General features: G+C 65.1%; 28 protein-coding genes and 3 tRNA genes. 20 read left to right on the top strand and 11 right to left on the bottom strand.

Annotated features, from left to right (window positions below):
* The first annotated feature begins 29 nt into the window (after positions 1 to 29).
* Positions 30 to 1,394 carry an MFS transporter gene (locus G406_RS52845; protein WP_051343330.1) on the top strand — a complete coding sequence of 455 codons (1,365 nt, stop codon included), beginning with the start codon at positions 30 to 32 and terminating at the stop codon, positions 1,392 to 1,394.
* Here G406_RS52845 and G406_RS0140265 read toward each other — a convergent pair.
* The 7 genes from G406_RS0140265 to G406_RS0140250 all read right to left on the bottom strand — a co-directional run bounded on the left by G406_RS0140265 (position 1,382) and on the right by G406_RS0140250 (position 7,364).
* Complete coding sequence (locus G406_RS0140265; protein WP_037081012.1) at positions 1,382 to 2,461, bottom strand: ABC transporter substrate-binding protein; 1,080 nt, start codon at positions 2,459 to 2,461, stop codon at positions 1,382 to 1,384. The two genes, G406_RS52845 and G406_RS0140265, sit on opposite strands and share 13 nt — an antisense overlap.
* A 670-nt stretch (positions 2,462 to 3,131) precedes the next feature.
* Positions 3,132 to 3,791 (bottom strand): hypothetical protein, encoded by a 660-nt coding sequence (locus G406_RS57620; protein WP_156935416.1) that lies wholly within the window; start codon positions 3,789 to 3,791, stop codon positions 3,132 to 3,134.
* Positions 3,792 to 3,856: 65 nt separating this feature from the next.
* Entirely contained in the window at positions 3,857 to 4,255 is a 399-nt protein-coding gene (locus tag G406_RS57615; protein WP_156935415.1) for a YegP family protein, read from the bottom strand.
* A 104-nt stretch (positions 4,256 to 4,359) separates the two neighbouring features.
* Positions 4,360 to 4,692 carry a hypothetical protein gene (locus tag G406_RS0140260; protein ID WP_156935414.1) on the bottom strand — a complete coding sequence of 111 codons (333 nt, stop codon included), beginning with the start codon at positions 4,690 to 4,692 and terminating at the stop codon, positions 4,360 to 4,362.
* A 286-nt stretch (positions 4,693 to 4,978) separates the two neighbouring features.
* Positions 4,979 to 5,506, bottom strand: coding sequence for an rRNA adenine N-6-methyltransferase family protein (locus G406_RS56380; RefSeq protein WP_084216770.1), 528 nt, complete (start codon positions 5,504 to 5,506; stop codon positions 4,979 to 4,981).
* A 7-nt stretch (positions 5,507 to 5,513) separates the two neighbouring features.
* Positions 5,514 to 6,728: an NsdA family TPR-like regulatory protein gene (locus tag G406_RS52840; RefSeq protein ID WP_051343329.1), complete on the bottom strand. Its 1,215-nt coding sequence runs from the start codon at positions 6,726 to 6,728 to the stop codon at positions 5,514 to 5,516.
* Between the two features lie 285 nt (positions 6,729 to 7,013).
* A complete protein-coding gene (locus G406_RS0140250; protein ID WP_028938255.1) occupies positions 7,014 to 7,364 on the bottom strand; it encodes a GntR family transcriptional regulator in 351 nt (116 codons plus the stop codon).
* A gap of 176 nt (positions 7,365 to 7,540) precedes the next feature.
* Here G406_RS0140250 and G406_RS52835 point away from each other — a divergent pair, with 176 nt between their 5' ends.
* From G406_RS52835 to G406_RS0140170, 19 genes are all read left to right on the top strand, one after another.
* On the top strand, positions 7,541 to 7,768 hold the full coding sequence (locus G406_RS52835; protein ID WP_245607392.1) for a helix-turn-helix domain-containing protein: 228 nt from the start codon (positions 7,541 to 7,543) through the stop codon (positions 7,766 to 7,768).
* Positions 7,769 to 8,969: 1,201 nt separating this feature from the next.
* Positions 8,970 to 9,158 (top strand): hypothetical protein, encoded by a 189-nt coding sequence (locus tag G406_RS57610; protein WP_156935412.1) that lies wholly within the window; start codon positions 8,970 to 8,972, stop codon positions 9,156 to 9,158.
* Positions 9,159 to 9,163: 5 nt separating this feature from the next.
* Positions 9,164 to 9,523 carry a hypothetical protein gene (locus G406_RS52830; RefSeq protein WP_156935411.1) on the top strand — a complete coding sequence of 120 codons (360 nt, stop codon included), beginning with the start codon at positions 9,164 to 9,166 and terminating at the stop codon, positions 9,521 to 9,523.
* A gap of 401 nt (positions 9,524 to 9,924) precedes the next feature.
* Entirely contained in the window at positions 9,925 to 10,152 is a 228-nt protein-coding gene (locus G406_RS57605; RefSeq protein ID WP_156935410.1) for a hypothetical protein, read from the top strand.
* A 21-nt stretch (positions 10,153 to 10,173) separates the two neighbouring features.
* Complete coding sequence (locus G406_RS0140235) at positions 10,174 to 10,404, top strand: hypothetical protein (RefSeq protein WP_156935409.1); 231 nt, start codon at positions 10,174 to 10,176, stop codon at positions 10,402 to 10,404.
* Positions 10,401 to 10,694, top strand: a complete 294-nt coding sequence (locus tag G406_RS0140230; RefSeq protein WP_028938252.1) for a hypothetical protein — start codon at positions 10,401 to 10,403, stop codon at positions 10,692 to 10,694. The genes G406_RS0140235 and G406_RS0140230 overlap by 4 nt, the downstream gene beginning before the upstream one ends.
* Positions 10,691 to 11,641, top strand: a complete 951-nt coding sequence (locus G406_RS55055) for a hypothetical protein (protein WP_156935408.1) — start codon at positions 10,691 to 10,693, stop codon at positions 11,639 to 11,641. The genes G406_RS0140230 and G406_RS55055 overlap by 4 nt, the downstream gene beginning before the upstream one ends.
* Positions 11,638 to 12,138 carry a hypothetical protein gene (locus G406_RS0140220; RefSeq protein WP_028938251.1) on the top strand — a complete coding sequence of 167 codons (501 nt, stop codon included), beginning with the start codon at positions 11,638 to 11,640 and terminating at the stop codon, positions 12,136 to 12,138. Before G406_RS55055 ends, G406_RS0140220 begins: the two co-directional genes overlap by 4 nt.
* On the top strand, positions 12,135 to 12,284 hold the full coding sequence (locus tag G406_RS57600) for a hypothetical protein (RefSeq protein WP_156935407.1): 150 nt from the start codon (positions 12,135 to 12,137) through the stop codon (positions 12,282 to 12,284). The genes G406_RS0140220 and G406_RS57600 overlap by 4 nt, the downstream gene beginning before the upstream one ends.
* A complete protein-coding gene (locus G406_RS52820) occupies positions 12,277 to 14,649 on the top strand; it encodes an FtsK/SpoIIIE domain-containing protein (RefSeq protein WP_051343326.1) in 2,373 nt (790 codons plus the stop codon). Before G406_RS57600 ends, G406_RS52820 begins: the two co-directional genes overlap by 8 nt.
* A 345-nt stretch (positions 14,650 to 14,994) precedes the next feature.
* Entirely contained in the window at positions 14,995 to 15,339 is a 345-nt protein-coding gene (locus G406_RS0140210; protein WP_028938250.1) for a hypothetical protein, read from the top strand.
* A 108-nt stretch (positions 15,340 to 15,447) separates the two neighbouring features.
* Positions 15,448 to 15,660, top strand: a complete 213-nt coding sequence (locus G406_RS57595) for a hypothetical protein (protein ID WP_156935406.1) — start codon at positions 15,448 to 15,450, stop codon at positions 15,658 to 15,660.
* A gap of 464 nt (positions 15,661 to 16,124) precedes the next feature.
* Positions 16,125 to 16,430: a hypothetical protein gene (locus G406_RS0140200; protein WP_028938249.1), complete on the top strand. Its 306-nt coding sequence runs from the start codon at positions 16,125 to 16,127 to the stop codon at positions 16,428 to 16,430.
* Positions 16,427 to 16,894 (top strand): hypothetical protein, encoded by a 468-nt coding sequence (locus G406_RS0140195; RefSeq protein ID WP_156935405.1) that lies wholly within the window; start codon positions 16,427 to 16,429, stop codon positions 16,892 to 16,894. The genes G406_RS0140200 and G406_RS0140195 overlap by 4 nt, the downstream gene beginning before the upstream one ends.
* Positions 16,895 to 16,945: 51 nt before the next feature.
* Positions 16,946 to 17,395 (top strand): single-stranded DNA-binding protein, encoded by a 450-nt coding sequence (locus G406_RS0140190; RefSeq protein WP_028938247.1) that lies wholly within the window; start codon positions 16,946 to 16,948, stop codon positions 17,393 to 17,395.
* 100 nt (positions 17,396 to 17,495) lie between these two features.
* Positions 17,496 to 18,476, top strand: a complete 981-nt coding sequence (locus tag G406_RS52815) for a bifunctional DNA primase/polymerase (RefSeq protein ID WP_051343325.1) — start codon at positions 17,496 to 17,498, stop codon at positions 18,474 to 18,476.
* Between the two features lie 67 nt (positions 18,477 to 18,543).
* Positions 18,544 to 19,923 carry a DUF3987 domain-containing protein gene (locus G406_RS0140180; RefSeq protein WP_245607391.1) on the top strand — a complete coding sequence of 460 codons (1,380 nt, stop codon included), beginning with the start codon at positions 18,544 to 18,546 and terminating at the stop codon, positions 19,921 to 19,923.
* 273 nt (positions 19,924 to 20,196) lie between these two features.
* On the top strand, positions 20,197 to 20,415 hold the full coding sequence (locus G406_RS0140175) for an excisionase family DNA-binding protein (RefSeq protein ID WP_037081007.1): 219 nt from the start codon (positions 20,197 to 20,199) through the stop codon (positions 20,413 to 20,415).
* Positions 20,416 to 20,431: 16 nt separating this feature from the next.
* A complete protein-coding gene (locus G406_RS0140170; protein WP_028938244.1) occupies positions 20,432 to 21,757 on the top strand; it encodes a tyrosine-type recombinase/integrase in 1,326 nt (441 codons plus the stop codon).
* A gap of 65 nt (positions 21,758 to 21,822) precedes the next feature.
* On the opposite strand, the gene G406_RS0140165 is transcribed toward G406_RS0140170, so the two are convergent.
* The 4 genes from G406_RS0140165 to G406_RS0140150 form a co-directional block, all read right to left on the bottom strand.
* A tRNA-Phe gene (locus tag G406_RS0140165) sits at positions 21,823 to 21,899 on the bottom strand.
* 38 nt (positions 21,900 to 21,937) lie between these two features.
* Positions 21,938 to 22,011 (bottom strand) — tRNA-Asp (locus G406_RS0140160).
* Positions 22,012 to 22,078: 67 nt separating this feature from the next.
* Positions 22,079 to 22,151, bottom strand: a tRNA-Glu gene (locus G406_RS0140155).
* A gap of 138 nt (positions 22,152 to 22,289) precedes the next feature.
* Complete coding sequence (locus G406_RS0140150) at positions 22,290 to 22,505, bottom strand: hypothetical protein (RefSeq protein WP_425414680.1); 216 nt, start codon at positions 22,503 to 22,505, stop codon at positions 22,290 to 22,292.
* Positions 22,506 to 22,642: the final 137 nt, after the last annotated feature.

Raw genomic sequence — 22,642 nt, 5'->3', positions numbered from 1 at the left:
ACCATCGAAATCAGTTGTAGAGTTGTTCTATGCCTATCGAACACCGCAGGGGTGTGGTGGTTCTCGCGTTGGTCGCGACCTTCATGGTCTTCGTCGACGGCACGATCGTGAACCTCACTCTTGCCCAGCTCGCCACCCATCTGCATGCGTCCCGGCCCGAGCTGGAATGGGCGGTGAACGCCTACACGCTCACGTTCGCCGCCGTGATGCTCGGCGCGGGAGCGATCACCGACACGCTTGGCGCAAAACGGGTTTTCGTGACGGGGCTGGTGGTGTTCACCGCGTCGTCGGCTGTCTGCGCGGCGGCCTGGTCGATGTCGGTGCTCAACGTTGCGCGACTGGTTCAGGGGGCGGGGGCGGCGCTGCTGCTGCCGAGCGCGCTCGTACTGGCGACGGCGTCGGCGACCGATGAGCACCTGCGGCACCGGTTCGTCGGGTGGTGGGCCGCGGCGGGTGGCATCGGGATGGCGGCGGGGCCACTGCTGGGCGGCGGGCTCGTTGCTCTGGTGAACTGGCGGGCGGTGTTCGCGGTGAACGTGGTCATCGGGATTCCGGCCGTCATCTGGAGCCTGCGTTCGATGCCTGCCGTGGCGCGCGGCAGCCGGCGGCTGGACGTTGCCGGCATGGGCGCGGCGACGGTCCTGATCGGCGGGCTGATCTTCGTGTTGATCGAGGCTCCCGCCCGGGGCTGGTCGGATCCGTGGGTGCTCGGTGCCGCCGTGCTCGCCGTGGTCGCGCTGCTGGGGTTCGTCTGGGCCGAGCAGCCTCGGCGGGCGCCGCTGCTGCCGCCGGGTGTCTACCGTGATCGGGGCTTCGCGGGGGCGGCCGCTCAGGGCGCGTTGTTCAACTTCGCGTTCTACGGGCTGTTGTTCGCGATGAGCCTGATGCTTCAGCAGGGGCGCGGGCTCAGCGCCCTGGTCAGTGGCCTGTTGTTCTTGCCATTGACCGGCCTCATCTCGGTCGGCAGCATGTGCGCGGCTCCGCTCGCCGCGCGGATCGGACGGCGCGCGGTGCTGGGTATCGGTCAGGCGGCTCTGGCGGTCACGTTCCTGTCGGTGGCGTGGGCGAGCACCGCGTCCGCGCTGTGGCCGTTGGCGCTCGCGCTGGTGCCGGCCGGGTTCAGTTCGGGGCTGCTGGTACCCACGATGGCGTCGCAGTCGATCGCGGCGGTCGACCCCGCTCTGCACGGTGCGGCGTCGGCGGTGTTCAACACCTCTCGCCAGATCGGTGCGGCCGTCGGTGTGGCGACGTTCGGGCCGCTGCTGGGTGTCGCGCACGATCTGGGGAACGGCTTCATCACGTGCCTGGTCGTGGCGGCGGTGGCCACGGCATTCGCACTCGTCCTGACCGTCGTGACCCGCCCGGCCAGGCTGGCCGCCGCTCAGCCGGTGTGAAGTGTCCGGTAGCGGTCGGGGGTGGCCGGGTCCCGATCGGCGACCTGGACCGGCGGCCACGCCCATTGCCACAGGCCGATGCCCGGCGTGCGGGAGAACCGAATCCGTCCTCGGGTGCCCTCGACGTCGACGCGCGGCCAGGCCTGGGCGATGTGCGTCCGGTCGAGGCCGTGGGTCCGCAGGACGTCGGCGAGGACGGTGACGGTGTCGTAGCCCTCGAAGGCGACGAACGAGGGTGCTTCGTCGAGCTGTTCACGCAGGGCGGTCTCGACTCGGGCTCCGAGTGGGCCGAGCTGCTCGGGCAGGTAGCGCAGGAACGGGATTCCGGCGCCGTCGTCACCGAGCAGGGACGCCCATTCCGCGAGTTCGGGTTGCCCGGCGGGCGCACCGATCAGCACGTCGGCGAGGCGCAGGTCGCGCCGGACGGCCTGGACGATCCCCACTGCCGGCTCCGGAAGGCCGACGAGGAGCAGGAGCGCGGTCACGCCGTGTGCGACGACCTCGTCGCACACGGCGGCGGGTTCGGCTGCGTCGAGTTCGACGAGGGTGGCGCCGCGTGCCGCGAGGTGGTCCCGCAGGATTCGGGTACCGGCCGCCCAGTAGACGCTCGGCTGGGTCACGACGGCGACGCGCCGGTGGCCGGCGCCGAGGAGGTAGTCCGCGTAGATCCGCCAGCCGTGGGACTGGGCGGGCGCGATCCGGGCGACCCAGTCGGTGGGCGTGTCGGTGAGCGAGTCGAGGACCGCGGATGAACACAGGAACGGCACTTCCAGCGCCGAGGCCCGAGCGGCTGCGGCGCGTGCGACGACGCTGTGATACTCCCCCACCACGGCAACAACACCAAGGTCAGCGAGCGAGGACACGGCGGCTGCCGCGGTGTCCGGATCAGCGGCGGTGTCCCGCACGATCAACGACAGCGGCCGCCCCAGCGCCCCGCCACCCAGGTTGACGTCCCGGACAGCCATTTCGAGCCCGGCAAGCAGCTGCCGCCCCGCCCCCACCCACCCGGGCCGAGAGAGCGGAACAAGAGCCCCGACCCGAACGTGAGAACCAGAGCCCGGAGACATCACGAAAGACAGTGCACCGACGAGGCTCCCGCAACACAACCAATTATCCGAAGGCAACAGCTGCGGGTGATCCACGAGGCACCAAGGCAACCCGCAGGATCAAGAACACGAAGCGAACGACAACCAGACCGCACCGACAGCACGAACGACAACCAGGCCCCACCGAGAACACCAACGACAACCCCGCTGAGCCAAGAACACGAACGACAACCCCGCCGCACCCAAAACACGAACGACAACCCGGCCGCACCGAGAACACGAACGACAACCCCGCTGGGTCGAGAACACGAAAGACGACCCGGCTGGATCGAGAGCAACCGCACCGTGGGGGGTTTGGGGGGCTCGGCCCCCCAATGCAATGACCAGCGCAAAGCCTGCGCACTCCGCAGGCAGGGGAAACCCAAAGCTGGTGGCCAGGGGCGGGGTCGAACCGCCGACCTACCGCTTTTCAGCTCCCCGAACGGCCGTACCAGATCGTTCATCCGCAGGTCAAGTGACTGCTGAGCCACTCAAGACGCAGTCCGTATAAAACCAAACTGAGCCCCCGTCTGAGCCCCGCGCGGAGTCCTCACCACGCACGCGTTCATCACGCAGCAGGCACGAGGGCAACGGAACGCAGACCATCTCCCCGCAGCCCGAGCGGTCTGGATTTGAATTCTTTAAGCGCCCATTAATATCCGTTCTGCTGAGCTGCGAGCATCATCTCTGCGGCATTCATAAGCTGCGAAGCCGCATTTTCCAAATGAAGCCCCGAAAATACTTCGGCAGCATTCATTAAGTTTGTCGCAACGCTCGCGTCTGGCGACAGCGGACTATCTCGTAGAACAAGCACCACCTGTTGGAGTTCAGCAAGAGATTCAGCATTCAGCTGCCCGGTTTCCTGCAATTGCTCAGCGAGACGTTCGAGCTTTTCAATAGGAGGTTCGAAAAGCTTCGTCAAGGCGTCAAATAGACGGCTTTCGTCAGAAACGAGCAGGTTTCCGAGAATTTTACTGTTAGCACCCTCCCGTTCCAGTTTCCATCCACGAAGTTTTTCAATAGAGTAGTACTCCTCTCCAGTGAGCTTGTCATCAACCTCAGCGTGGTGAGGTAAGCAAAGAAGCACCAGATTAGAGAAAGATTCTCGCTCTCTCGCTGGGATGTTTCGATGCCGAGCGGCGCCGACTTTAACTCCAATAATGTGAGCAATCTGGACGTTCTTTCGATACACGCCGGGACGGACCTCATAAACAACAGGAAATGGACACCCGGGAGCGTAACAAGTACCGTTACTGAGCGCCCAGAGCGCGGCTGCCGTGGCCGCACCGATATTTGAGCGAGGTTCACTCATTTGGATCCTACTCTACTGAGTTTCGACAAACCTATCGGTTAATTGCTCTGGCAGCGTTGAGTCGACTAACAGACCAGCTCGACAGCAACACTCCGATCGACATCAAGCATTGCATTGACTGCATCAATTGCCTCGTCTGGCGAAGCGTACTGCGGACTTATATTCAAAACTCGACCATCCTTCGCAACTAAACGATAACGATAGCCTCCAGTGCGATCCTTATACACTTGAATTCTGCTTACCGTATTCGCAGATAGACTTCCTATCGGCGCACCTGAAACCAGCTCTCGCGCCAATTGGATAAGTTGTTTCAGCGGCTGCTCGAGTAACCGATAACTGCTACCCATTGCAACGCCGACCAAGATAGGCAGCGCCACGAAGCGATTCGCAGTCGAGCTAGGTATCGCAATAATAGCAAAAGCGACCAGACCGGCTATCAAGGTAACCGCCACGAATACCGCCACCCGCGCAACGTAGACAGACGGAAACCGCTTCGCATCGACAAGGTCGAGCCGGAGGCTTCGATGCAGAGAGCCACGCAAACCTAGTCGACTTGAGCTTCTACTCACTACAGCCCCTCCTCCCGCACCTTGGGAGAGGAATTCGCCGGAAAACCTGTCTGGAATTCAAGATCTTGTCGGCGCTTGGCGAATCGACTCCTCAGCAAGAGATTCGCCTCGCGGAGGTCCCAGAAAATATACGTCAGGATCAACCCCAGTGTTGATACACTAAAGCAGACCTTAGCAATTTTCCATTCAAGATCACCGCTAGCCTGTATCCCGTTGGTTAAATGATCGAAGAAATTTAGAACGAACAGCCATGCCGCAAAGAAGGCTGCGTCTAAAATAATCGCAAGCAACATGCGCATGCGCACCTTCAGGCTCAGCACTTGCTCAGCCATGCGATACACCACCTCTTGGGGGCGCACGTGGTGTGCGCTCTCAAGAACGCTACCGCAGGCGGAGCGACCAGCGCGAGAGGCAATCAGAATTTCGAACGAATGTTCGTGCAGTTACATACTAGCTGTTACTCGCCGATGACGTTTCGGTCGTTCTGAAACGTCGATCCACGTACCGGGCCATCTCGGATACTAGTGCCTATGACACTTGCTTCGACGGTCAGCCAGGAGCCAACCCCGAGCCGTCCATTGGTCTACAGGTCCGCCACACGACGCCACAAGAGCACTATCAGGATGATCCGGAAATTCGACTGATCCTGATCAATAAGGATAGAACCGGCTGTGGCGGCCGGAAATCGTCACCTCCAATCGATGTGACAACCTCACTCTCGAAATATCCGTCCAGCGGAGTGAGATCGGGATTCTCGCCAGTGGCGATTACGGCCGTCCTAACCGCTAACCGTGGCAGCACGCCAATGACCTTCTCCGTCGGCTCTCTTGGCAAGTTGCTCAGCAGGACGTCACAGGGAACGTGATGGAGCAGCGTTAACGCGTCACCTTGAATTACTGTCGCATGCGGAAACCTTGATCTCAAAATATCTGTGAACCGATCGTCGAGCTCTATGAGTGTCAGACTCGCGCTTGCTGGCAATACACGGGCGACGGAGCCGATTCCCGCGCCCACCTCGACTACAGCATCGCTCGCCCGTATGTCCGCTGCTTGAACCAGTAGCGCGAGCTTCTCAGGGGAACTCAAGAAATACTGGTCACGTGCCGCGTCGGCAAGGCTCACCATGGCCTCATCATCGGTCGTCATTTTCGCATCATACAGAAGAAGGTGAAAGCACGCGTCCGATTACCTCGCCCCGTTCCAGGAGAGAACGCGGCGCACACATCTCCGGTCGACGCAGGCTGGCTATAGACTTCTCAATGAGAACAGCCGTCCGGGTTGAGGCAACCTCAGGAATGAGTGGCACCAGCTCCTCTAGTGTGCGCTCGACTGAACGCCACGACCTGACACCGACCTGCGCGTCCAGTAGATAAGCACGATGCAGATACTGACTGCGAATCTCACCCGGCGCTGTGGCTTCGACGGACCTCTCGAACTGCGCAATCGCACGTCGACTATCGCCTAGGTTCTTTTGACACATTGCTTCATGCCAGGCCAATTCCCGCTCATCGATCCACCAGGCCCACGGCGGATCAGTGTCTTGCGTCCCCTCCAAGAACAATGAGCGAACCTCGGCAAATATTTTTATGGCCGATTCGTCGCCAGCTTGCGCGAGGGCACGCGCCTTCCGCGTCAAGAAGAGCGCCCGAAGACGAGGCGACAACCGGTAGTCGCCCTCGATAACCATCTCGGCCAGGTCCAGAGCTTCGGCTGGGCGATTCATAAACCCGGCATGCATGCTGGCGTTTTGCAGCGTAAGCAGCTCCATACTCTTATCGCCCGCAAGTCGCGTGAAGTACAGAGCCTCGTGGTTCATACGGCGCACAACGTCCTGACGGTCTGCGTCGTATGCCAGCCATCCTGCCACTTCCCCGAGTTCCCCGGCGGCAGCAAGCAGATCCTTCCGGATCGCCCGGTCGTAATCGCCTGAGCCGATCTTCTCGTGGACGGCCTCGAAGACCTGCTCGGACAGCCGTGAGATCTCGGCACCGCCGACGCGATTGTCCAGAGACAACAGCTTCTGGATGCTCGTTCGGATTGAATCCAGGTACTTGGTGCCAGCCGGCTCCGGCGTCCACAGGAAGTCAGTCGGTATCAGCTCATGTCCAGCTTGACCGCTCGGCGGAACGACAACGTCCCCTTGGGAGAGCGGGTCGACGTGCTCGGGCGTCACTAGCGCGGGCACCGGTGCGGCAACCTCCCAGGCGCGGTCAGCCAGATCGAACATCGCACCCGGAATGTGAAGACCGTCCGCCACACGCTCGAACACGGCGACCTGCTGTGCCTGCCTACGGCCGGCTACGTAGTCCTGGACGCGGGAGACCGTTAGCCCGCACCGTCGCGCCAGGTGCGACGCAGAGAAGCCCACGCCTCCCCACCGCTTTGCCAGGAGGAGGACCTTGCCGAGGTCCCGACTCGCACAAGCTGCAGCGAAGTCGGGCCGTTTAAGCACGTCACGAGGCAGATAGTCCGCCGGTTGTTCTCTACCCACTCCACTCCCCCTGTTTGTTACTGGCGGGTTTACCTAGCGTGGGTACTCCCCGTGTCCTTATTACAACACCACGACCAGCGGTTTTATGTGGTTATGACAGAAACAGCAGCGCAACCAGGAACCCAACCGAACAGGCCTCGACCGACTCACCGGGGAGTAGCACTACGAGCCGGCCAGTCGACTCTCAACATCAGCGAGCCGCTGCCCGAACTCGGCAAGCTCCGCTCGCAGCTCGGCAACGGTGGCAGCCAGATCGCCGTCGTCGGCCGTCGCAGCGCGACCAGCCTGGACGAACGAGCCCTGTCCGTGCCGGATCACGATGAGCCGCTCAGCCTGCAAGGTCTCGTACGCCCTCTTGGCCGTACCCCGGGCCACGTCATATTTCGTCGCAACGGCCTGGAAGCCGGGCAGTTTCGCTCCTGGTTCGAACTCGCCGTCGGCGATGGCCTTGCGCAGCACGTCAGCAATCTGCAGGTAGGGCGCTCGGCTGTCGCTCGGGTCGAGATTCTGCATGCGACCGATGCTATCGGAGAGTCAACAGAGCTACCTGAGACATGAGAGAGTTGACACTGTTGAACCTCTCATCTAACGTCTCTCGTGTCGCTCAAGTTCAAGGCAGCGCCGCGCAAGAAGCCCCGACCAGTGCTGGAACACCGGCCGGGGCGCACATCGAAACCTCTGGAGTAACGATGCAGTCGCAGGTTACGCGCATGTACCGAGTGAAGGCAGTAGCCGAGATGTTCGATGTCTCGGTAGCCACGATCTATCGGGCGATCGAGTCCGGCCAGTTGACCGCGTTGCGGATCGGCGGCAGCAAGGGCGCGGTTCGCATCCCGGAGTACGCACTCAAGCCGTTCGAAGACGCGTGCGCAATCACGGCCCACCAGGGCCTCACGTCGGCCGCGACCGTCGCGTAGTTAGGACACCCCGGGCGTAGTCAGCGCTCCGCCCCACAGCCCGAAGTAGCTCGGGCCCCTCTCAGGTCGCTGGACCTTCAGTTGCTCAGCAGCGCTGAGGTCAGCTGCACCTTTGTTAATTGAGAACTCAATAGTGAAGCAATACATGCAAGGGCATGCCTGCCCGCGCTCTCCGGTCGCTGAACTGGGGATATGTGAGGTCATACAAGGCTGCCGGGCGCCGTTGTGCGCCGTTCCTCCACGTCACTGAGCGCCCTTGAGCGGGGACATGGCGTGGAGGTTCGGGGACTAACGGACCCAACTACAGGAGGAAACAGATGCAGTTCGATTCGCACGGAGATGGTTCGCCGAGGTACTGCCCGGACGGGCTGGCCGAGACCGTGATCGATGAGTTGCTCATGGAGATGAGAAGCCAGGCGGTGGCTCGGAGCGGGCCTACCGCAGCGCTAGCGGACGGTTCAGCGGCAGAACGCAAGTACCGGCGAGCGGATCGGCGAGTGTACGAGCACGTGGTCCGGCCATTGCCGGTTCGAACCGCTGCGGCCGGGCCGCTGAATGAAGTGGCCTAGCGACCGGACGCCTATGCGGCGGATGACCCGAGTTGCGGTCCAGCCCGGTGGTCCCTCCACCAAGACGTTCCACCGGGCTGGTTCTCCCAACCACCAGAGCGACAGCAAGGAGGTGTTCATGGTAGCGGGTCCAGCCCCTGAGGAGTGGGTTCTGGACTGGGCAGGAGGTGTGTGACCAGGACAAACAGTGTTGAGAGGAAGCGAGACAGAAGATGGCGTTCAAGGTTGAGTTCAGCAGTGGTGGCCGGTCGACGAAGGTGTTTTGCCGGATGTGCGGCCGACAGGTCCGCTCGCGGGTCGGCAACGTGTGTTCCCGGGTCCAGTGCCATGAGCGGTACCTCGCCCGCTACGAGCGTGGCGGGCGGTGACCGGTGATGCGGGTCCGGGGCCGTTGCCAGCAGTGCCACCGGCCGATACCGGAGCCCCACGGCGGCGGGGCTTTCCCGTCAACGTGTGCCCGCTCCGCGTGCCGGGACAAAGACCGGCGCAAAGCCGCCGCCCGTCGCTAAGCGACGGGCCGCCCGTCGCTAAGCGACGCGATCCCGCGCGGTGTGGTCGTCCCTCCACCAAGACGTTCGACCACCAGCACGGTTCACCAACCACCAGAACGACAGCAAGAAGGAGCACCAACCATGCGACCGAAGCAGATCGATCGCCTCATCGAATTGATGACCGCTGATCGTCACGCCCGAGGGTGGGCAGGCAAGCCCGCGAACGGCGCCCTAGCTCGCAAAACTGCGGCGTTGCTGAACGCGGCGAAGCGTAGTTCCACCCCCGAGGAGATATCCACCGCGTACCAGTACGTCAGCAAACACCGGTGAGCCCGGTGGATTCCAACATCGTCGCTGGGCTAACCGTCGCGGGCGCGGTGGCCGGCGTTCTCGTGTGGTGGGCCGGTGCTCGCGCTGGCCGGGCCGCTGAACGGGCGTGGCGCCAGGTGATCCGTACCTGGGCTGTCGCCGGGGTCGCGGTGGTGATCGGGGCCGGTATCTGCGGCGTGCAGTGGCTGGTCATGACCCGCACACCCGAACTGAGTATCGCGGCGGTGCTGTTGGTGTTCGGCATCCCGGCAGTCCTGGCTGGTGCCAGCCTCGCCCGGCTGATCACCGTCACCGCCCTGATCAGCCAGCACGACCGTCGCGGTCATCGTCGTGGCCGCGCACCGAAGAAGAGCAGGCGGAACTGAGGTGACACGACACCTGCGTAGCCGATGAGTTGGACCTGGTCGCCGACCACATCCACTAACCCGACATAGACACAGCGATACACATCTTGCGAAAGGAACTCACAGGACGTGTCTACTCCGAATCCGACACCTGAAATGTATGCACTTAAAGATAAGATCGAAGTCATGATGGCCAACAGGAAAGACTGGCGGCCGGTAGCACGCGAACTCATTACCGAGTTCCGACGGAACGGCGATCACGAGTCAGCTAAAAGGCTCGAACGCCGCGTAGCGGGCACGGACCGCAAATCTGGCGAGCGATAGCTAGACGCCTTCCAGAGCTGGCGCTGTCCAGCCTTCGGAAAGTTGGACAGCGCCAGCTCTCGACCCAGAAGCCGATAGACCGATAGAAGCGAGCAGCGGTGAGTAGCTACAGAATGGTGCAGGTTGTGGACCTGGACCCTGGTGATCGCATTGAGCTGCCGGAAGGGTTGCTCACGGTGGCCGAGGCACCTGGCTTCTACACCGGAGTCGATCCCACCAATCCTCAAAAGAAAGTTCTCGCGATCGCGGCAAAGAACGCGATGGGCAGAAGGCGATACGTGCGGGTCCCGGACTGGAAATACAAAGTCCTTCGTCGCGGCCACTAGAGAACAAGAGATGAGTTGCTTGTGATGTTCAAATCAAACAAGAAGCCTCAGCCGGAACGAGTTTCGGATCAGGTGCGACCCGCTCAGGTTGCGCGGCTGGTCAGCTTGATGAAAGAGAAGGCTTTCGAAGAAGAGCTGATCGTGGAGCACCCGTGGACGAAAACCGAGTTCGAGCGGGTCAGCGCGGCACTGGAATCAGCGATACGCAACAGCTCGCTCGCTGAGATCGCACTGGCCCGGAAGCGGGCGTGATCGCGGTGGACCCTACGAAGTTGGCCCGGCTGGAAAAGCTGTACCGCGCTCGGATCGAGACGAGTGAGCGCCGCGCGCTGCACGAGCTGCGACGCGCCTACCAGGCGTGGGTGTCCTGGGCTGACTGCGTGCGCCAACGCCGCGAACAGGCCGTCGGCGCCCACCACAGCAACCTCGATGACCTGCTCATCAACGACGGCGAATACCGCGCTGCCCTGGACACGGGCGACCCGATCTCAGAGGCCATCGCGGCCCTGGAGCGCCACAAGGAGAAAGGAGGAAAACGATGACCAAGACCATAACCAAGACGCCGGAAAAGACCCGGGCCGCCGCGCGACGGTGGCCACTGTGGGTACTGGCTGTGCCGGCGGCCGTGTCGATCTGGGCTGGATGGGTTGGGCTCGGTGGGATGTGCGGGTTCGGGGTGGTGAAGCTGCTGCCCGGGATCGCTGACCGGGTGGAGCTGAACACGGCGATCACGTTGCCGATCGGGATGGAGGCCTACAGCGCCTACGCCCTCGGCGCGTGGTTGTCCTCACGCACGCTGAGCGCGAAGGCACGCAGCTTCGCGAAGTGGTCCGCGTTCGCGTCGCTGGGCCTGGGACTGGTCGGGCAGGTGGTGTATCACCTGCTCACCAAATGGGGCTACGTCACCGCGCCGGTCGCGGTGGTGGTGTTCGTGGCCTGCCTTCCGGTGTTCGTCCTCGGCGCCGGCGCTGCCCTGCACCACCTGCTCGACGACACCAACCAGCCCGACGCCACCGACCAGGACGCGCCGGTGCCCGCCACAGCAGACGTTGTGGCCGGTCAGCACACCGACGCTGTGACCGCCTCGCTGGCTGCCTCGGTGGCCGCTCTGACTGGACCGCCGGCCATCGAACCGGCGCCCACCGGCGCGCCGGTTGCGGCGGTGCGGAAGCCGGCCAAGCGGGCCGGGCGCAAGGGCCGGCGGCCGCAGCCGCGCAGGTTGCGGGCGGACTACCTGGCCGAGGCCCGCGAGCACCTCGCGGCCGCCGGGGCAGGTGTTGATCCGTCGCCGGTGTGGTGCAAGCGGATGACCGGTTGCTCGGACGGTACCTCGGTGTTCCTCGCGAAGACGCTGCGCGCGGACCTCGCGAACACCACCCACGAGCCCACCCCGAGCGCGGTCGCGAACGCCAGCACGAGCACACCGGCGGGACGGCTCGCGAACCCGACCAGCCAGGAACTCGCCAACAGGACGGAGCGTGCGGCGTGAGCGATCAGATCATCGCGGCGTTGGACCGGGGCCGTAATCCGCGGCATTTGTCGGCGGCCGCGCACGAGATCGGGCATGCGGTCGCCGCGATGGCCAACGGGGCACGACCGAAGCGTGTGTGGTTGAACATCGGGCTGTTCGGCGGGGTCCTCGGCGGAATGTGTGAGACCAACGAGATGCCCAGCGCCCAGTGGCCACGTCGGCGGCAGATCGGCCGGCTGGTGTCGGATTTGGCTGGTCATGCCGCTGAGACCCGGTTTCGCCAGGTGTATCTGGGCATGAGCTTCAAGGCCGCGTTCACCCTCGCCCGAGACGTCTCCGACGGGGACTACCACAACTTCCGTGACTGGCGCCGTGAGTTCGGGCTGGGCCGCGAAGTCACCGAGCGGTGGGCGTTCGACCAGGCCCACCGGCTGCTGGTCCGCGAGGGCGACTACCTCGACCGCTACACCGTCCGCCTAGCCCGCGAGCACCGCCTCAGCGGGAGCGCCCTATGACCCCGACTCCCACCTTCACCGCATCTCCCATCTTCACGGCATTTCCCACGTTCATGGCGCTGGCCGCGCCCTCCACCAAGACGTTGCGGCTCAGCACCTGCTCACCCAACCACCAGACCGACAGCAAGGAACCCAGTCATGAGTGAACAGCCCGTATCCCCGCCGAGCAAAGGACCCACCGCCAACCACACCAACCACGACGAAGCGGTGGCCGAGGGTGGCCGAGTGATCGGCTTCCCGCAGCGCGGCGGCACCGAGCACACCACTCGCGAGGCACCCCGCGAAACGCCTCGCCAGGTCGAGGATGAGGAGGAGTTCATCTACCGGCCGGGGCCGGTGACCGAGACAGACCAGCCCACGTTCGACATCGACGCCGACGGCACGGCCGAGGACACCGGCGTGAGCGGTGGCCGGCGCCCGGGTACAGCGGTGGTGTTGCGTCGCGCCGGGAGCGCCACCGCACGCGGCACAGTGAAGGTCCTCGTGGGGACCCGGGCGGCGGTGACGCACCCGCACACGAAGACCACGGGCAAAGCTGTGGTGCGCAACCTGTGGTACCCGATCACCGGCACCGCCGTGGTGGCCAAGCGGTGGCGTGATGCGCACGGCGCGAACCGCTATGAGCGGATGATGCGCCAGGCCGAACTCGCCGGTGACCGCGAGGCGCTGCTGGAATGGGAATCCCGCGACGTCACCGAGAAGCAGCGCCGTCATGACCGGGTGATGGACTGGGTCCGCTCACCGATCGACCTGATCAAGGCGATCGGTATCGCCATCCTCGCGGTCACCGGGCTGCTACTGGGCCTGGGGGTTTTGCTGGCGGTCGGCAACAAAGACGCCTCGTGGATCCTCGCCCCGATCATCGGGTTGATCAACGCGGTGGTGTTCGCGGTGTGGTTCTTCACCGTCTACGGCGCCACCCTGCTACTCACCGCCACCGCCTGCATGGTCGCCTATCTGTGGAACACCGGCCGCACTCGCACCGAGGCGCCGGCGTGGATGGCACCGACCGAGGTGCGGGCGCCGGGTGAGGTGGTGAACCTGACCCCGGCCATCATGATCGCCGCGCTGCGTGATCTGGGGATCAAGCCACTGCGGGATGCGATCAAGGCCGACCCGGACGCCGGGGCGTGGATGCTGGGGCTGATCACCCGCTACGGGCCCGGCGCGCAGGTCCTGGTCAAGTTCCCGCCCCAGGTCACCGCCGGCCACATCCTGGACAAACGCCCCATCCTCGCGGGGAACCTGGACCGCAAGGCCCACGAGGTCCACATCGAGATCAGCTCCGACTCCGAACGCGAAGCCCTCATCTGGGTAGGCGACTCCGGGGCCCTGGACGGCGAACTGCCGCCCTCACCGCTACTCGATGAGGAGTTCGGGCCAGTCGATGTCTACCGCGACCTGATGCCGTGGGGTGTGGACATCAAGGCCGACCCGGTAGAGCTGAACCTGCTGCAGCAGCACCTGCTGCTGGCGGGACTGTCCAAGCAGGGCAAGACCGCCGCCGCCCGCGCGCTCGTGCTGTGGCTGATGTTGGACCCCTCCAGCCAGCTGTGGCTGGCCGACCTGAAGGGGTTCGGCGACTGGTCGATGTTCGACGGGCTGGCCGAGACCCTGATCGAAGGGGCCGGCGCGGAGAACTTCATCGCCACCTGCGACATGCTCGAAGCCGCCGTAGCCGAGATGGCCCGCCGCTATGAGGTGTGGCGGGAGATGGGCCGCAAGGGCGACATCGCCCGCGCGGACGCTGGTCCTGGTAGTGGGTTCGAGCCGCTGTTCGTGGTGGTCGACGAGGTACAGAAGCTCTACGGCTGCGCCACCGAGCACCCCGACGGCGGCGACATCGGCGGCAACGGCAAGAAGTCCCGTGCCGCTCGGGCCGCGCAGGCGCTGCACGACCAGGCGCGTGCGGTGAACATCCACCTGCTGCAGTTCTCCCAGAACCCCACCAACGCCAACTTCCCCGCGATCGTCCGCGAAGGCGCCATGATCCGCGCCTCGCTGTTCGTGGGCACCGAGTCCATCGCCAAGATGGCCCTCGGTGAAGCGGCGGTGGACACCGGAGCAGCACCCCACGCCCTGCGCCCCGGGCTGGACCGGGGAACCGTCGTGTTGGCTCCGGGTGAGTCGATGGACCTGCCCAATGGTGCCACGCACACCACCGTGCGCACCCACTTCATCAACACCACGCAGGCCCACGACATCGCCGAACGCGCCAAAACCCTCCGGGCCGGCGTCATCCACCGGGCCGAGGCACCGGTGGTCCGGGACCTCCTGGAGGACCTGGCGCAGGTGTTCGAGCCCGACGAGGAACGCGCGAAGGACACCGACCTGGTCGTCCGGCTGCGCCGCCTCGCCGGGCCTGGATACGGCGCCTACGGCAAGAAGTTCACCGGCTCAGCCCTGCGCGCCGAGCTGGCCGAACGCGATGTCGAGGCGAAACAGCGGGACGGCTACTGGTTCATTTGGTCACGCAGCGTGCATGAAGCGCTCGCCGCCGACGGTCAGTGAGTGGATGACCCGTACCGGGTCAAACACCCTCCACAGGGCCGGTTTCGGGCTCTGTGGAGGGACATCCACTGACCCACTGAACCGGATCATGCCCAGTTCAGGGCCAGTGGATGGGCTCAGTGGGTGGCCAAGTGGGGATCCACTTGGCCACCCGCCATCCACTGGCCCGTCCACTGGCAACCCACTGCCCACCACGCTCACACACAGTGACAGAACGGGCCCGTTCCAGCCTCGACCTTCAAGCACCCGGCGGCGGCCACCTACCGGGCAGCCACGCGCCCGGCTCGACCGCTGCCACCGACCGTGCGCCACCACCTCAACACCGAAATCCGGAGGCAATCACCGATGGGCTTCTTCTCCTGGGGAGAACCGACCAAGCAAGACACAACCAAGACACCCGGGCACGGGCGCAGGTACGCGACACCGGACTACGACAAAGCCAAGAAACGCTGGATCGATCCCCGCAAGGTCAAGTGGGCAGACACCCCCGTCGACGAAGCGTGGGTCCGCCGGTACATGCAGAACCCGAACCTGACCAGATCCGTGTGGGAAGGCGGCGACGGTGATCCGTTCGTGGTGGTCAACAAACACGGCGTAGCCGAGGGCTGGAACGGCAAACACCGAGCCACCGCCGCCATGCGACAAGGCCGAAAACTACGCGTCCGCTACTTCGACGTCCGCGACCAGTAGACCAGCACACCCCGGCCCGGTGGTCCCTCCACCAGCCAGCGCACCGAGTCGGGCCCCTCCCAACCACCAGCAACCGGCACCCAGCACAGGAATTCCAAGGAGATCGAGATGAGCAAATGCACATGCGGGACACCGTCAAAGGCCAACTGGTACGTGGAACTGATCATCGGTCGAGGTGACTCTCGAACCGGCACCGAAACCGACTACCAGTACGACTTCTACTGCGACCAGCACCTACCAAACGACGCCGAAATCAAGCTCGGCGCGAGGCTCACAGGCGGCTGGGAAGTACTGGAGTCGACAGTCACCGAGCTGCGTTAAGCCGCCGGTAGTCGGAGGCGGCCGGCGAATAGGCCTCCTGCCCGGAACCGATTCCGGCGCCCGCCCCCACATTCCCCCGGCCTAGTGGTCCCTCCACCAGACACCCGCCAGGCCGAGGTCTGCACCAACCACCATCGAGCATCACGGGAGAACCCCACCATGACCAGGCACTTCTGCACAGTATGCGGCGAACGAGCCATCAACCGCGCACCCAAGACCGGCACGCGCGGATGGGCAGCCAACGTCGAACCACGACGCCTGAGCTGGTCACACGTCGACGGCGAAGCGATGTGCCCTGAGCTGACCTCCACGGGCTACCAACCGAGCATGCCCACCAACTCCTAACCAGCCCCACCCGCCGTACGCGGCGCACACCCCGGCCCGGTGGTCCCTCCACCAGACGCCCCACCGGGCCGGGCACGCCAGCTCTTCCCAACCACCAGACGACAACACCAGGAGCCCCCATGCCCAAATCACGCACCAGCCAGGCATCCCTACTGGCGCTGGCCACACTCGCCGTCACCGTTGCCTCGCTCGCCGTCGCCGCTGAACCCGGCACGACGGGATCGGTCCTCGCGGGCCGGGATGTCGTGGTCTACGACGACAATCCCGCTGAGGGTGAGCAGACCTGCGCGTTCTACCGGCGCCAGGACCCGACCACGGTGTGCACGGTCAGGCCCACCTCGGAACGGCCGTTGATCCGGCTCGGCGGTGGCGACCGAACAGTCGCCCAACCCCGCCACACCACGCCCTCGGCGCCCGCGCTGTGACCCCGCCCGCCCACCACGCGGACCCCGGTGCCGACGCCGGGCTGTTCGACCTACCGATCCCGCACCAGCGCCCCCACGACGCTCCGCCGGCTACTCAACCCGGTCCGAGCACGGGGGCCGGCTACGTGCCAACCAACGATCTCGTGCTGGTCCGTGACGTGCTCGAGAGAGCCGAGGGGTTCGGCTACGTCCTCATCGGCGAGCACCAGCAGGTGTGGCGGCGCCGTGTTCGAGGCGGCCCACACGTCGACCGAGCACCGGTGGTCGAGGCCAACGCTGTGCATCAGCTTCTCGACCGGGGCTTCCTCGCGCTCGGCGCGGTGCGGCCGGTCCGGCACGGCCGCCACGAAACCGCCGCCACATCGGTGCTGCTCACCGCGACCGCGCGCGCCCGGTTGCGCCGCTGGCACATCCACCCACCGGAGGTGACCACCAACCCGACCGCCTACCGAACCCATCACTGACCCGTCCGAGCCATCCCGGCAATCGAGTAATTCGAAGGAGCACTACCTGTCATGACTGGTCTTCCTGAAGTCACCGTGACCGGCACTCTGACCGCTACGCCCGAGCTGCGTTTCACCCCCAGTGGGCATGCGGTTGCCAATTTCACCGTCGCGGCGAACGAACGCCGATACGACAAGAACACCGGCCAGTGGGCCGATGGTGATGCGACGTTCCTGCGCTGCTCGATCTGGCGTGAGGCCGCTGAGAACGTCACCAACTCGCTGAACAAGGGCAACCGGGTCATCGTCACCGGCCGTCTCAAGCAGCGCACCTACGACACCGCCGAGGGCGAGAAGCGCACCGTGTTCGAACTCGACGTCACCGAGATCGGGCCGTCGCTGAAATGGGCCACCGCCACCGTCAATAAGGCAACCCGCACCAACACCACCGCCGGTGCGCCGAAGGCCGAGGACCCGTGGGGTGCGGCGCCGGCCGCCAGCTCGGACGAACCGCCGTTCTGACACACCACCACCGCGCTGTGTCGGTGGGGCCGCCGAATCCGCGCGGCCCCACCGGCTCGGACCCCGCTCTCGCCCTGGCTTGTCTTTGGAGGACACCCGCATGACCACGCCCACGCTCAACCTTGTCCAGCGCGCCCGCCTCGCCGCTGCTCTGCTCGCCGCTGAACGCGGGTGGCGGGTCTTCCCACTGCTACCGGGCAGTAAGCAACCCGCGATCCGGCAATGGGAACAGCGCGCCACCACCAACCCCGACCACATCACCGCCTACTGGCGTGCTCATCCCGACCACAACACCGCCATCGCCACCGGCCCCTCACAACTGGTCGTGATCGACCTCGATCACCCCGACCACAACACCCACCCGGCCGGCGACCCCAACCGCGAACGCACGTCCGGCCGGGTGCGAGGAAAAGACGGCTTGAGCATGGGGGGCGCCACCTCCGGTGCCCACACCCTGACCCAGCTCGCCCGCCACACCGGCGCCACGATCCCGGACACCCACACCGTCACCACACCATCCGGCGGAACCCACCTCTACTACCGGACACCCGCCGGGAGCCGGCTGCGCTCCACCGCCGGCGCGCTCGGCCGCCTCGTCGACACCCGCGCGCACGGCGGATACGTCGTCGCCGCCGGCTCCACCACACCCACCGGCGCCTACGAACTGCTCGACGACCAAGACCCCGCCGAACTGCCCACCTGGCTGCACCAAGCCCTCACCCCCAAGCCGCCACCGACGCTCTCCGGCGGCCCCGAGGTGCCCTCAGACCGGCTCGCCGCCTACATCGCCACCATCACCGCCGACCAAGCCCACCGCATCGCCACCGCCGCACCAGGAGCACACAACAAGACCCTGTTCGTCGCCGCCTGCCGCCTCGGTGAACTCGTCGGAGCCGGCGCGCTCAACCCCGTCACCGCCCACCACATGCTCAAGCAGTTTTCGGCGCACCTGATCACCGCGAACTGTCGATGCACCGAACCCGAAATCGAAGCAACCATCACCTCAGGCCTACGCACCGGCGCCCGCAACCCCCGCACCAACCTGCCCGGCCATCACCAACACCACGCCCACACACGCTGACCCCGCCGGCCGCTGCCCAGCGCCCGGCACCCACCACACCAGCCACTTTCAGGGAGGAGGAACCCGGGTGAACACCGCCCACCTACGCGCCATCCCCACCCACCAACCCACCACAACCACCGCGACCGCGATCAGCGGCCATAGCGATGAGGCTGGGCCGGCGGAGCTGGCCGCACGCGCCGAGGTCGCCCGAGCCCGCCGAGAACTCCCACGCGTCGATGACGCCGTCTGGAACTGCTACCTCGGAGACCTCACCGCCCGCATCGCACCCACCAGCGAAGCCGACCCCATCAACATCTACGCCTCACTGCTCTGCGCGGCCGGTGTCCACCTCGGCCAAAAACCCCGCGTCCAAGCCGGCGACGACCGCCACCCGCTGCTCGTGTGGCCGCTGATCGTCGGCCGGTCCGGCGCTGGACGAAAAGGCGCCGGCTGGTCGGCCGCACGCCGGCTCATCACCAGCGCTGACCCAGAATTCGCCGCCACCAACATCCGATCCGGACTCACCTCCGGGGAAGGCCTGGCGATCATCTTCGCCGAAGACGACGACCCCACCGACGACTCGAAAGCAGGTAACCGCAAGGACCAACCGAAGGCCGGCGGGCTGCTCCCGCCCGGCGACCGCCGGCTCATGGTGTTCGAGCCCGAATGGGCCGCCGTCATGGCCCGCATGCGCCGCGAAGGAAACACCCTCTCCGCCACCCTGCGCGCCGCGTGGGAAGGCGGGGACCTGTCCACCCTCAACGTCACCGCCCGAGTCGCACCCAACAGCCACGTCGGACTCCTCACCCACATCACACCCGACGAATTCCGAGCGAAAGTCTCCGCATCTGATCTGGCCGGGGGCACCTACAACCGATTCCTACCGCTGGCCGTGGCACGTAGCCAGTTCCTGCCGCTATCCACCGGCGCATCCGACAACGTCATCGCCGAACACGGCATCGACTTCGGCCGCCGGCTTACCGAAGGAGCCCAACTCGACACCATCAACCTCACACCCACCGCCACCCAGCTCTGGCGAGAGCTCTACGTCGAATTCGGCATCGACCACGGCGACACCGGACCTGTTGAGCAGTTCCTCGCCCGCACCGCGCCTAACACCCTGCGCATCGCCGCCATCCACGCCGCGATCGATCACACCACCCACATCACCACCGAGCACCTGCACGCCGCCGCCGGGCTCGTCCGGTACTCCATCGCCTCGGTCCGCACCGTGTTCGAGAACAACGAAGACGTCGCGCAGCTGCTCGCCTACATCACCGACGCCGGCCCGGCCGGCCGCACCAAGCAGGACATCACCAGCGGGCACTACGGCGGCAACAAGAAGGCCGGCGACATCAACACCCTGCTCAACCGGCTCATCACCACCGGCGCCATCACCCACGCCCAACGCCCACGCGCTGACGGCAAACCCGGCCGCCCGACAGCGATCTACATCGCCGGCTGAGCGACCCAACGAAGTTAACGAAGTTACGAACTTAGCCCCTGACCAGCACAAACACTCAGACCTAACTTCGTAACCTACGAAGTTAGGTCCGAACAAAACCGCAGGTCAGCCCCTAACTTCGTAACTTCGTTTACTTCGTAACCGGCGCCCGCTTGCGCCACATCCCGCTGACCGTCATCACGCCCGCGCCTGTCGCAGGAGGGCGGTATTTGCCGTGCCCGACGCCCACCCAGCTCGTCATCCCGCCCAACCACACCGAGGAGATCCGTCCTGATGGACAGCCAGAGCAACATCATCCCGACCACCCGGCCGCGCGTCATGCACACCGTCGAGTCAGCAGCCCAGCTGCTCAGCATCAGCCGCACCCGTGTCTACGAACTGATCAAGAACGGCGAGATCTTCAGCGTCCGGATAGGACGGCTGCGCCGCATCCCCGACGACGCCCTACGGGACTTCGTCCGAGCCCTGACCGCCGACCAGCAGGCCGCCTGACCGAGAGGAGACCGCAATGCCACGCAAGCAACGGGAAGAGGGAACCCGGGCGCCCAACGGGGCGAGTTCCATCTACTTCGGTAAGTACGAGCAATGCTGGGTCGGCCGCGTCACGGTCGGTCTCCGTGACGATGGACGCCCGGACAGACGCACCATCAAGCGCCAGACCGAGAGTGAGGTGATAGACGCCGTACGCAAGCTGGAGCAGAAGCGAGAGGCCGGCACGGTGCCGAAGCCCGGCAGCAAATGGCGGGTGGAGAAGTGGCTCATCCACTGGTTGGAGAACATCTCCAGGCCGTCGGTGAAGTACAAGGCGTACCAGGCTTATCGAACCGCCATCCATCGACACTTGGTGCCAGGGCTCGGCCAGCATTGGTTGGACAAGGTCGAGCCGGAACGCTTCGAGAAGCTGTACGCCGGAATGCTGGCGAAGGGCCTCAAGCCCGCCTATGCACACCAGGTGCACCGGACAGCGGTGACTGCGTGGGGCGAAGCGCTACGGCGCGGCTACGTCGCCAGGAACCCAGCCAAGTTGGCGAAAGCGCCTCGAATCGAAGAAGACGAGGTGGAGCCGTTCGAGGCCGAGGAAATCCAGCGCCTCATCAAGACCGCTTTGAGCCGGCGCAATGGTGTGCGTTTCGTAGTCGCGCTGGCCCTCGGTACACGGCAGGGCGAGAGCATCGGACTGAAGTGGCGACGGTTGAACAGCAAGACCAAGGTTCTGATGATTGCTCGGCAGCTACAGCGCCGGACCTGGGAACACGGGTGCGAGAATCCGCACAAGTGCGGCGAGAAGTACCACAAGGTCAAGCCGTGTAACGAGGAGACGTGCAAGCGGCACAAGCGCCGGCCGTGCCCGCCGCCGTGCCCGCCGGACTGCACGAGCCACGCTCGGTGGTGTCCTCAGCGCAAGAACGGTGGCCTTGTGGACGCCGAGGTGAAGTCGAGTGCGGGTCGACGTGGCATCGTCCTGCCGGACCAGCTCTTCACCCTGCTCAAGCAGCACAAGGAGGCGCAAGAGAAGGAACGGGCACACGCCGGTACCGCGTGGGAGGACGGTGACTGGATGTTCGCCCAACTGAACGGCCGGCCGATCAGCCCCGAGCAGGACTTGCGGGAGTGGAAGCAACTGCTAGCCGACGCTGGCGTGCGTAATGCCCGACTGCACGATGCCAGGCACACGGCGGCAACGGTGCTGCTGCTCCTGGGCATCCCGGAGCGTGCCGTGATGGAGTTCATGGGCTGGTCCAACCCGGCGATGGCGAAGCGCTACCAGCATGTGACAGCGGTGCTGCGCAACGACATCGCACGGCAGCTGAATGGGTTCCTCTGGAGCGAATGAGCCCCAAATTGAGCGCCAGGGCGGTCCGGCCGATCATGGTCGGGCCGTCCGGCGCTGGTCAAAGCTGGTGGCCAGGGGCGGGGTCGAACCGCCGACCTACCGCTTTTCAGGCGGTCGCTCGTACCAACTGAGCTACCTGGCCGGGCACGTGCAGCTCATCGAACTGCACGCAGAACAAAGCGACCCAGACGGGACTCGAACCCGCGACCTTCGCCGTGACAGGGCGACGCGCTAACCAACTGCGCCACTGGGCCTTGCGTGTAACCACTTCTTTACTGCTGTACTTCCGATCGTACGGTACTGCTGTCGTGCTGCACTACGTGCCCCCAACGGGATTCGAACCCGCGCTGCCGCCTTGAAAGGGCGGAGTCCTAGGCCGCTAGACGATGGGGACCCAAACCCTCTGTGGGCCGTGGCCTCCAACGGCTTACCGCTGGGAGCGAGGAGAAGCATATGACAGGGGGTCGGAGCCCGATCAACCGACCCCCCACTCCTCGCCCGACCTGCGGTTTCCGCCGTTTTCGGCGTGGTTTCAGCGGCGCACCGGCGGGAGACTGTCCGCCGAGGTTCCGATGAGCCCGAGCATGTCGAGCAGCTGCCGGCAGTCCTCCGAGTCCTCGGCGTTGCGCGCGACGACGATGCGAGCGCGGTGGACCTGGTCCTCCGTCACCCGGTATGCGTCCGCCGCGCTCCGCTGGGAGGGGATCGCCGAGGCCGGCACCTCTCCGCCGTATCGCTGATTGGTCACTTGTGTCGGAACCCTGGCCGATCCACTCATCGAGCGCCTCCCCGTTGGCATGTTCGAGTAACCCCCGTCACCGCGACCAGCACGTTACCGACCACCAGCGTGGTATGCACCCCCCTTCCCGGGTGAGCTGATGCACT

The organism is Actinospineispora spinosispora DSM 44797, assembly GCF_000429025.1.
Classification (GTDB): Bacteria; Actinomycetota; Actinomycetes; order Mycobacteriales; family Pseudonocardiaceae; genus Pseudonocardia; species Pseudonocardia spinosispora.
Note: the sequence above shows the minus strand (reverse complement) of the source record. Positions and strands in the feature narration are given on the sequence as shown.

Bases quoted from the DNA above. Each gene is read 5' to 3' on its own strand.
- G406_RS52845 (WP_051343330.1), top strand. From the start codon at position 30: ATGCCTATCGAACACCGCAGGGGTGTGGTGGTTCTCGCGTTGGTCGCG.
- G406_RS0140265 (WP_037081012.1), bottom strand. From the start codon at position 2,461: ATGTCTCCGGGCTCTGGTTCTCACGTTCGGGTCGGGGCTCTTGTTCCG.
- G406_RS57620 (WP_156935416.1), bottom strand. From the start codon at position 3,791: ATGAGTGAACCTCGCTCAAATATCGGTGCGGCCACGGCAGCCGCGCTC.
- G406_RS0140260 (WP_156935414.1), bottom strand. From the start codon at position 4,692: ATGGCTGAGCAAGTGCTGAGCCTGAAGGTGCGCATGCGCATGTTGCTT.
- G406_RS56380 (WP_084216770.1), bottom strand. From the start codon at position 5,506: ATGACGACCGATGATGAGGCCATGGTGAGCCTTGCCGACGCGGCACGT.
- G406_RS0140250 (WP_028938255.1), bottom strand. From the start codon at position 7,364: ATGCAGAATCTCGACCCGAGCGACAGCCGAGCGCCCTACCTGCAGATT.
- G406_RS52835 (WP_245607392.1), top strand. From the start codon at position 7,541: ATGCAGTCGCAGGTTACGCGCATGTACCGAGTGAAGGCAGTAGCCGAG.
- G406_RS57610 (WP_156935412.1), top strand. From the start codon at position 8,970: ATGCGACCGAAGCAGATCGATCGCCTCATCGAATTGATGACCGCTGAT.
- G406_RS55055 (WP_156935408.1), top strand. From the start codon at position 10,691: ATGACCAAGACCATAACCAAGACGCCGGAAAAGACCCGGGCCGCCGCG.
- G406_RS57600 (WP_156935407.1), top strand. From the start codon at position 12,135: ATGACCCCGACTCCCACCTTCACCGCATCTCCCATCTTCACGGCATTT.
- G406_RS52820 (WP_051343326.1), top strand. From the start codon at position 12,277: ATGAGTGAACAGCCCGTATCCCCGCCGAGCAAAGGACCCACCGCCAAC.
- G406_RS0140210 (WP_028938250.1), top strand. From the start codon at position 14,995: ATGGGCTTCTTCTCCTGGGGAGAACCGACCAAGCAAGACACAACCAAG.
- G406_RS57595 (WP_156935406.1), top strand. From the start codon at position 15,448: ATGAGCAAATGCACATGCGGGACACCGTCAAAGGCCAACTGGTACGTG.
- G406_RS0140200 (WP_028938249.1), top strand. From the start codon at position 16,125: ATGCCCAAATCACGCACCAGCCAGGCATCCCTACTGGCGCTGGCCACA.
- G406_RS0140190 (WP_028938247.1), top strand. From the start codon at position 16,946: ATGACTGGTCTTCCTGAAGTCACCGTGACCGGCACTCTGACCGCTACG.
- G406_RS52815 (WP_051343325.1), top strand. From the start codon at position 17,496: ATGACCACGCCCACGCTCAACCTTGTCCAGCGCGCCCGCCTCGCCGCT.
- G406_RS0140175 (WP_037081007.1), top strand. From the start codon at position 20,197: ATGGACAGCCAGAGCAACATCATCCCGACCACCCGGCCGCGCGTCATG.
- G406_RS0140170 (WP_028938244.1), top strand. From the start codon at position 20,432: ATGCCACGCAAGCAACGGGAAGAGGGAACCCGGGCGCCCAACGGGGCG.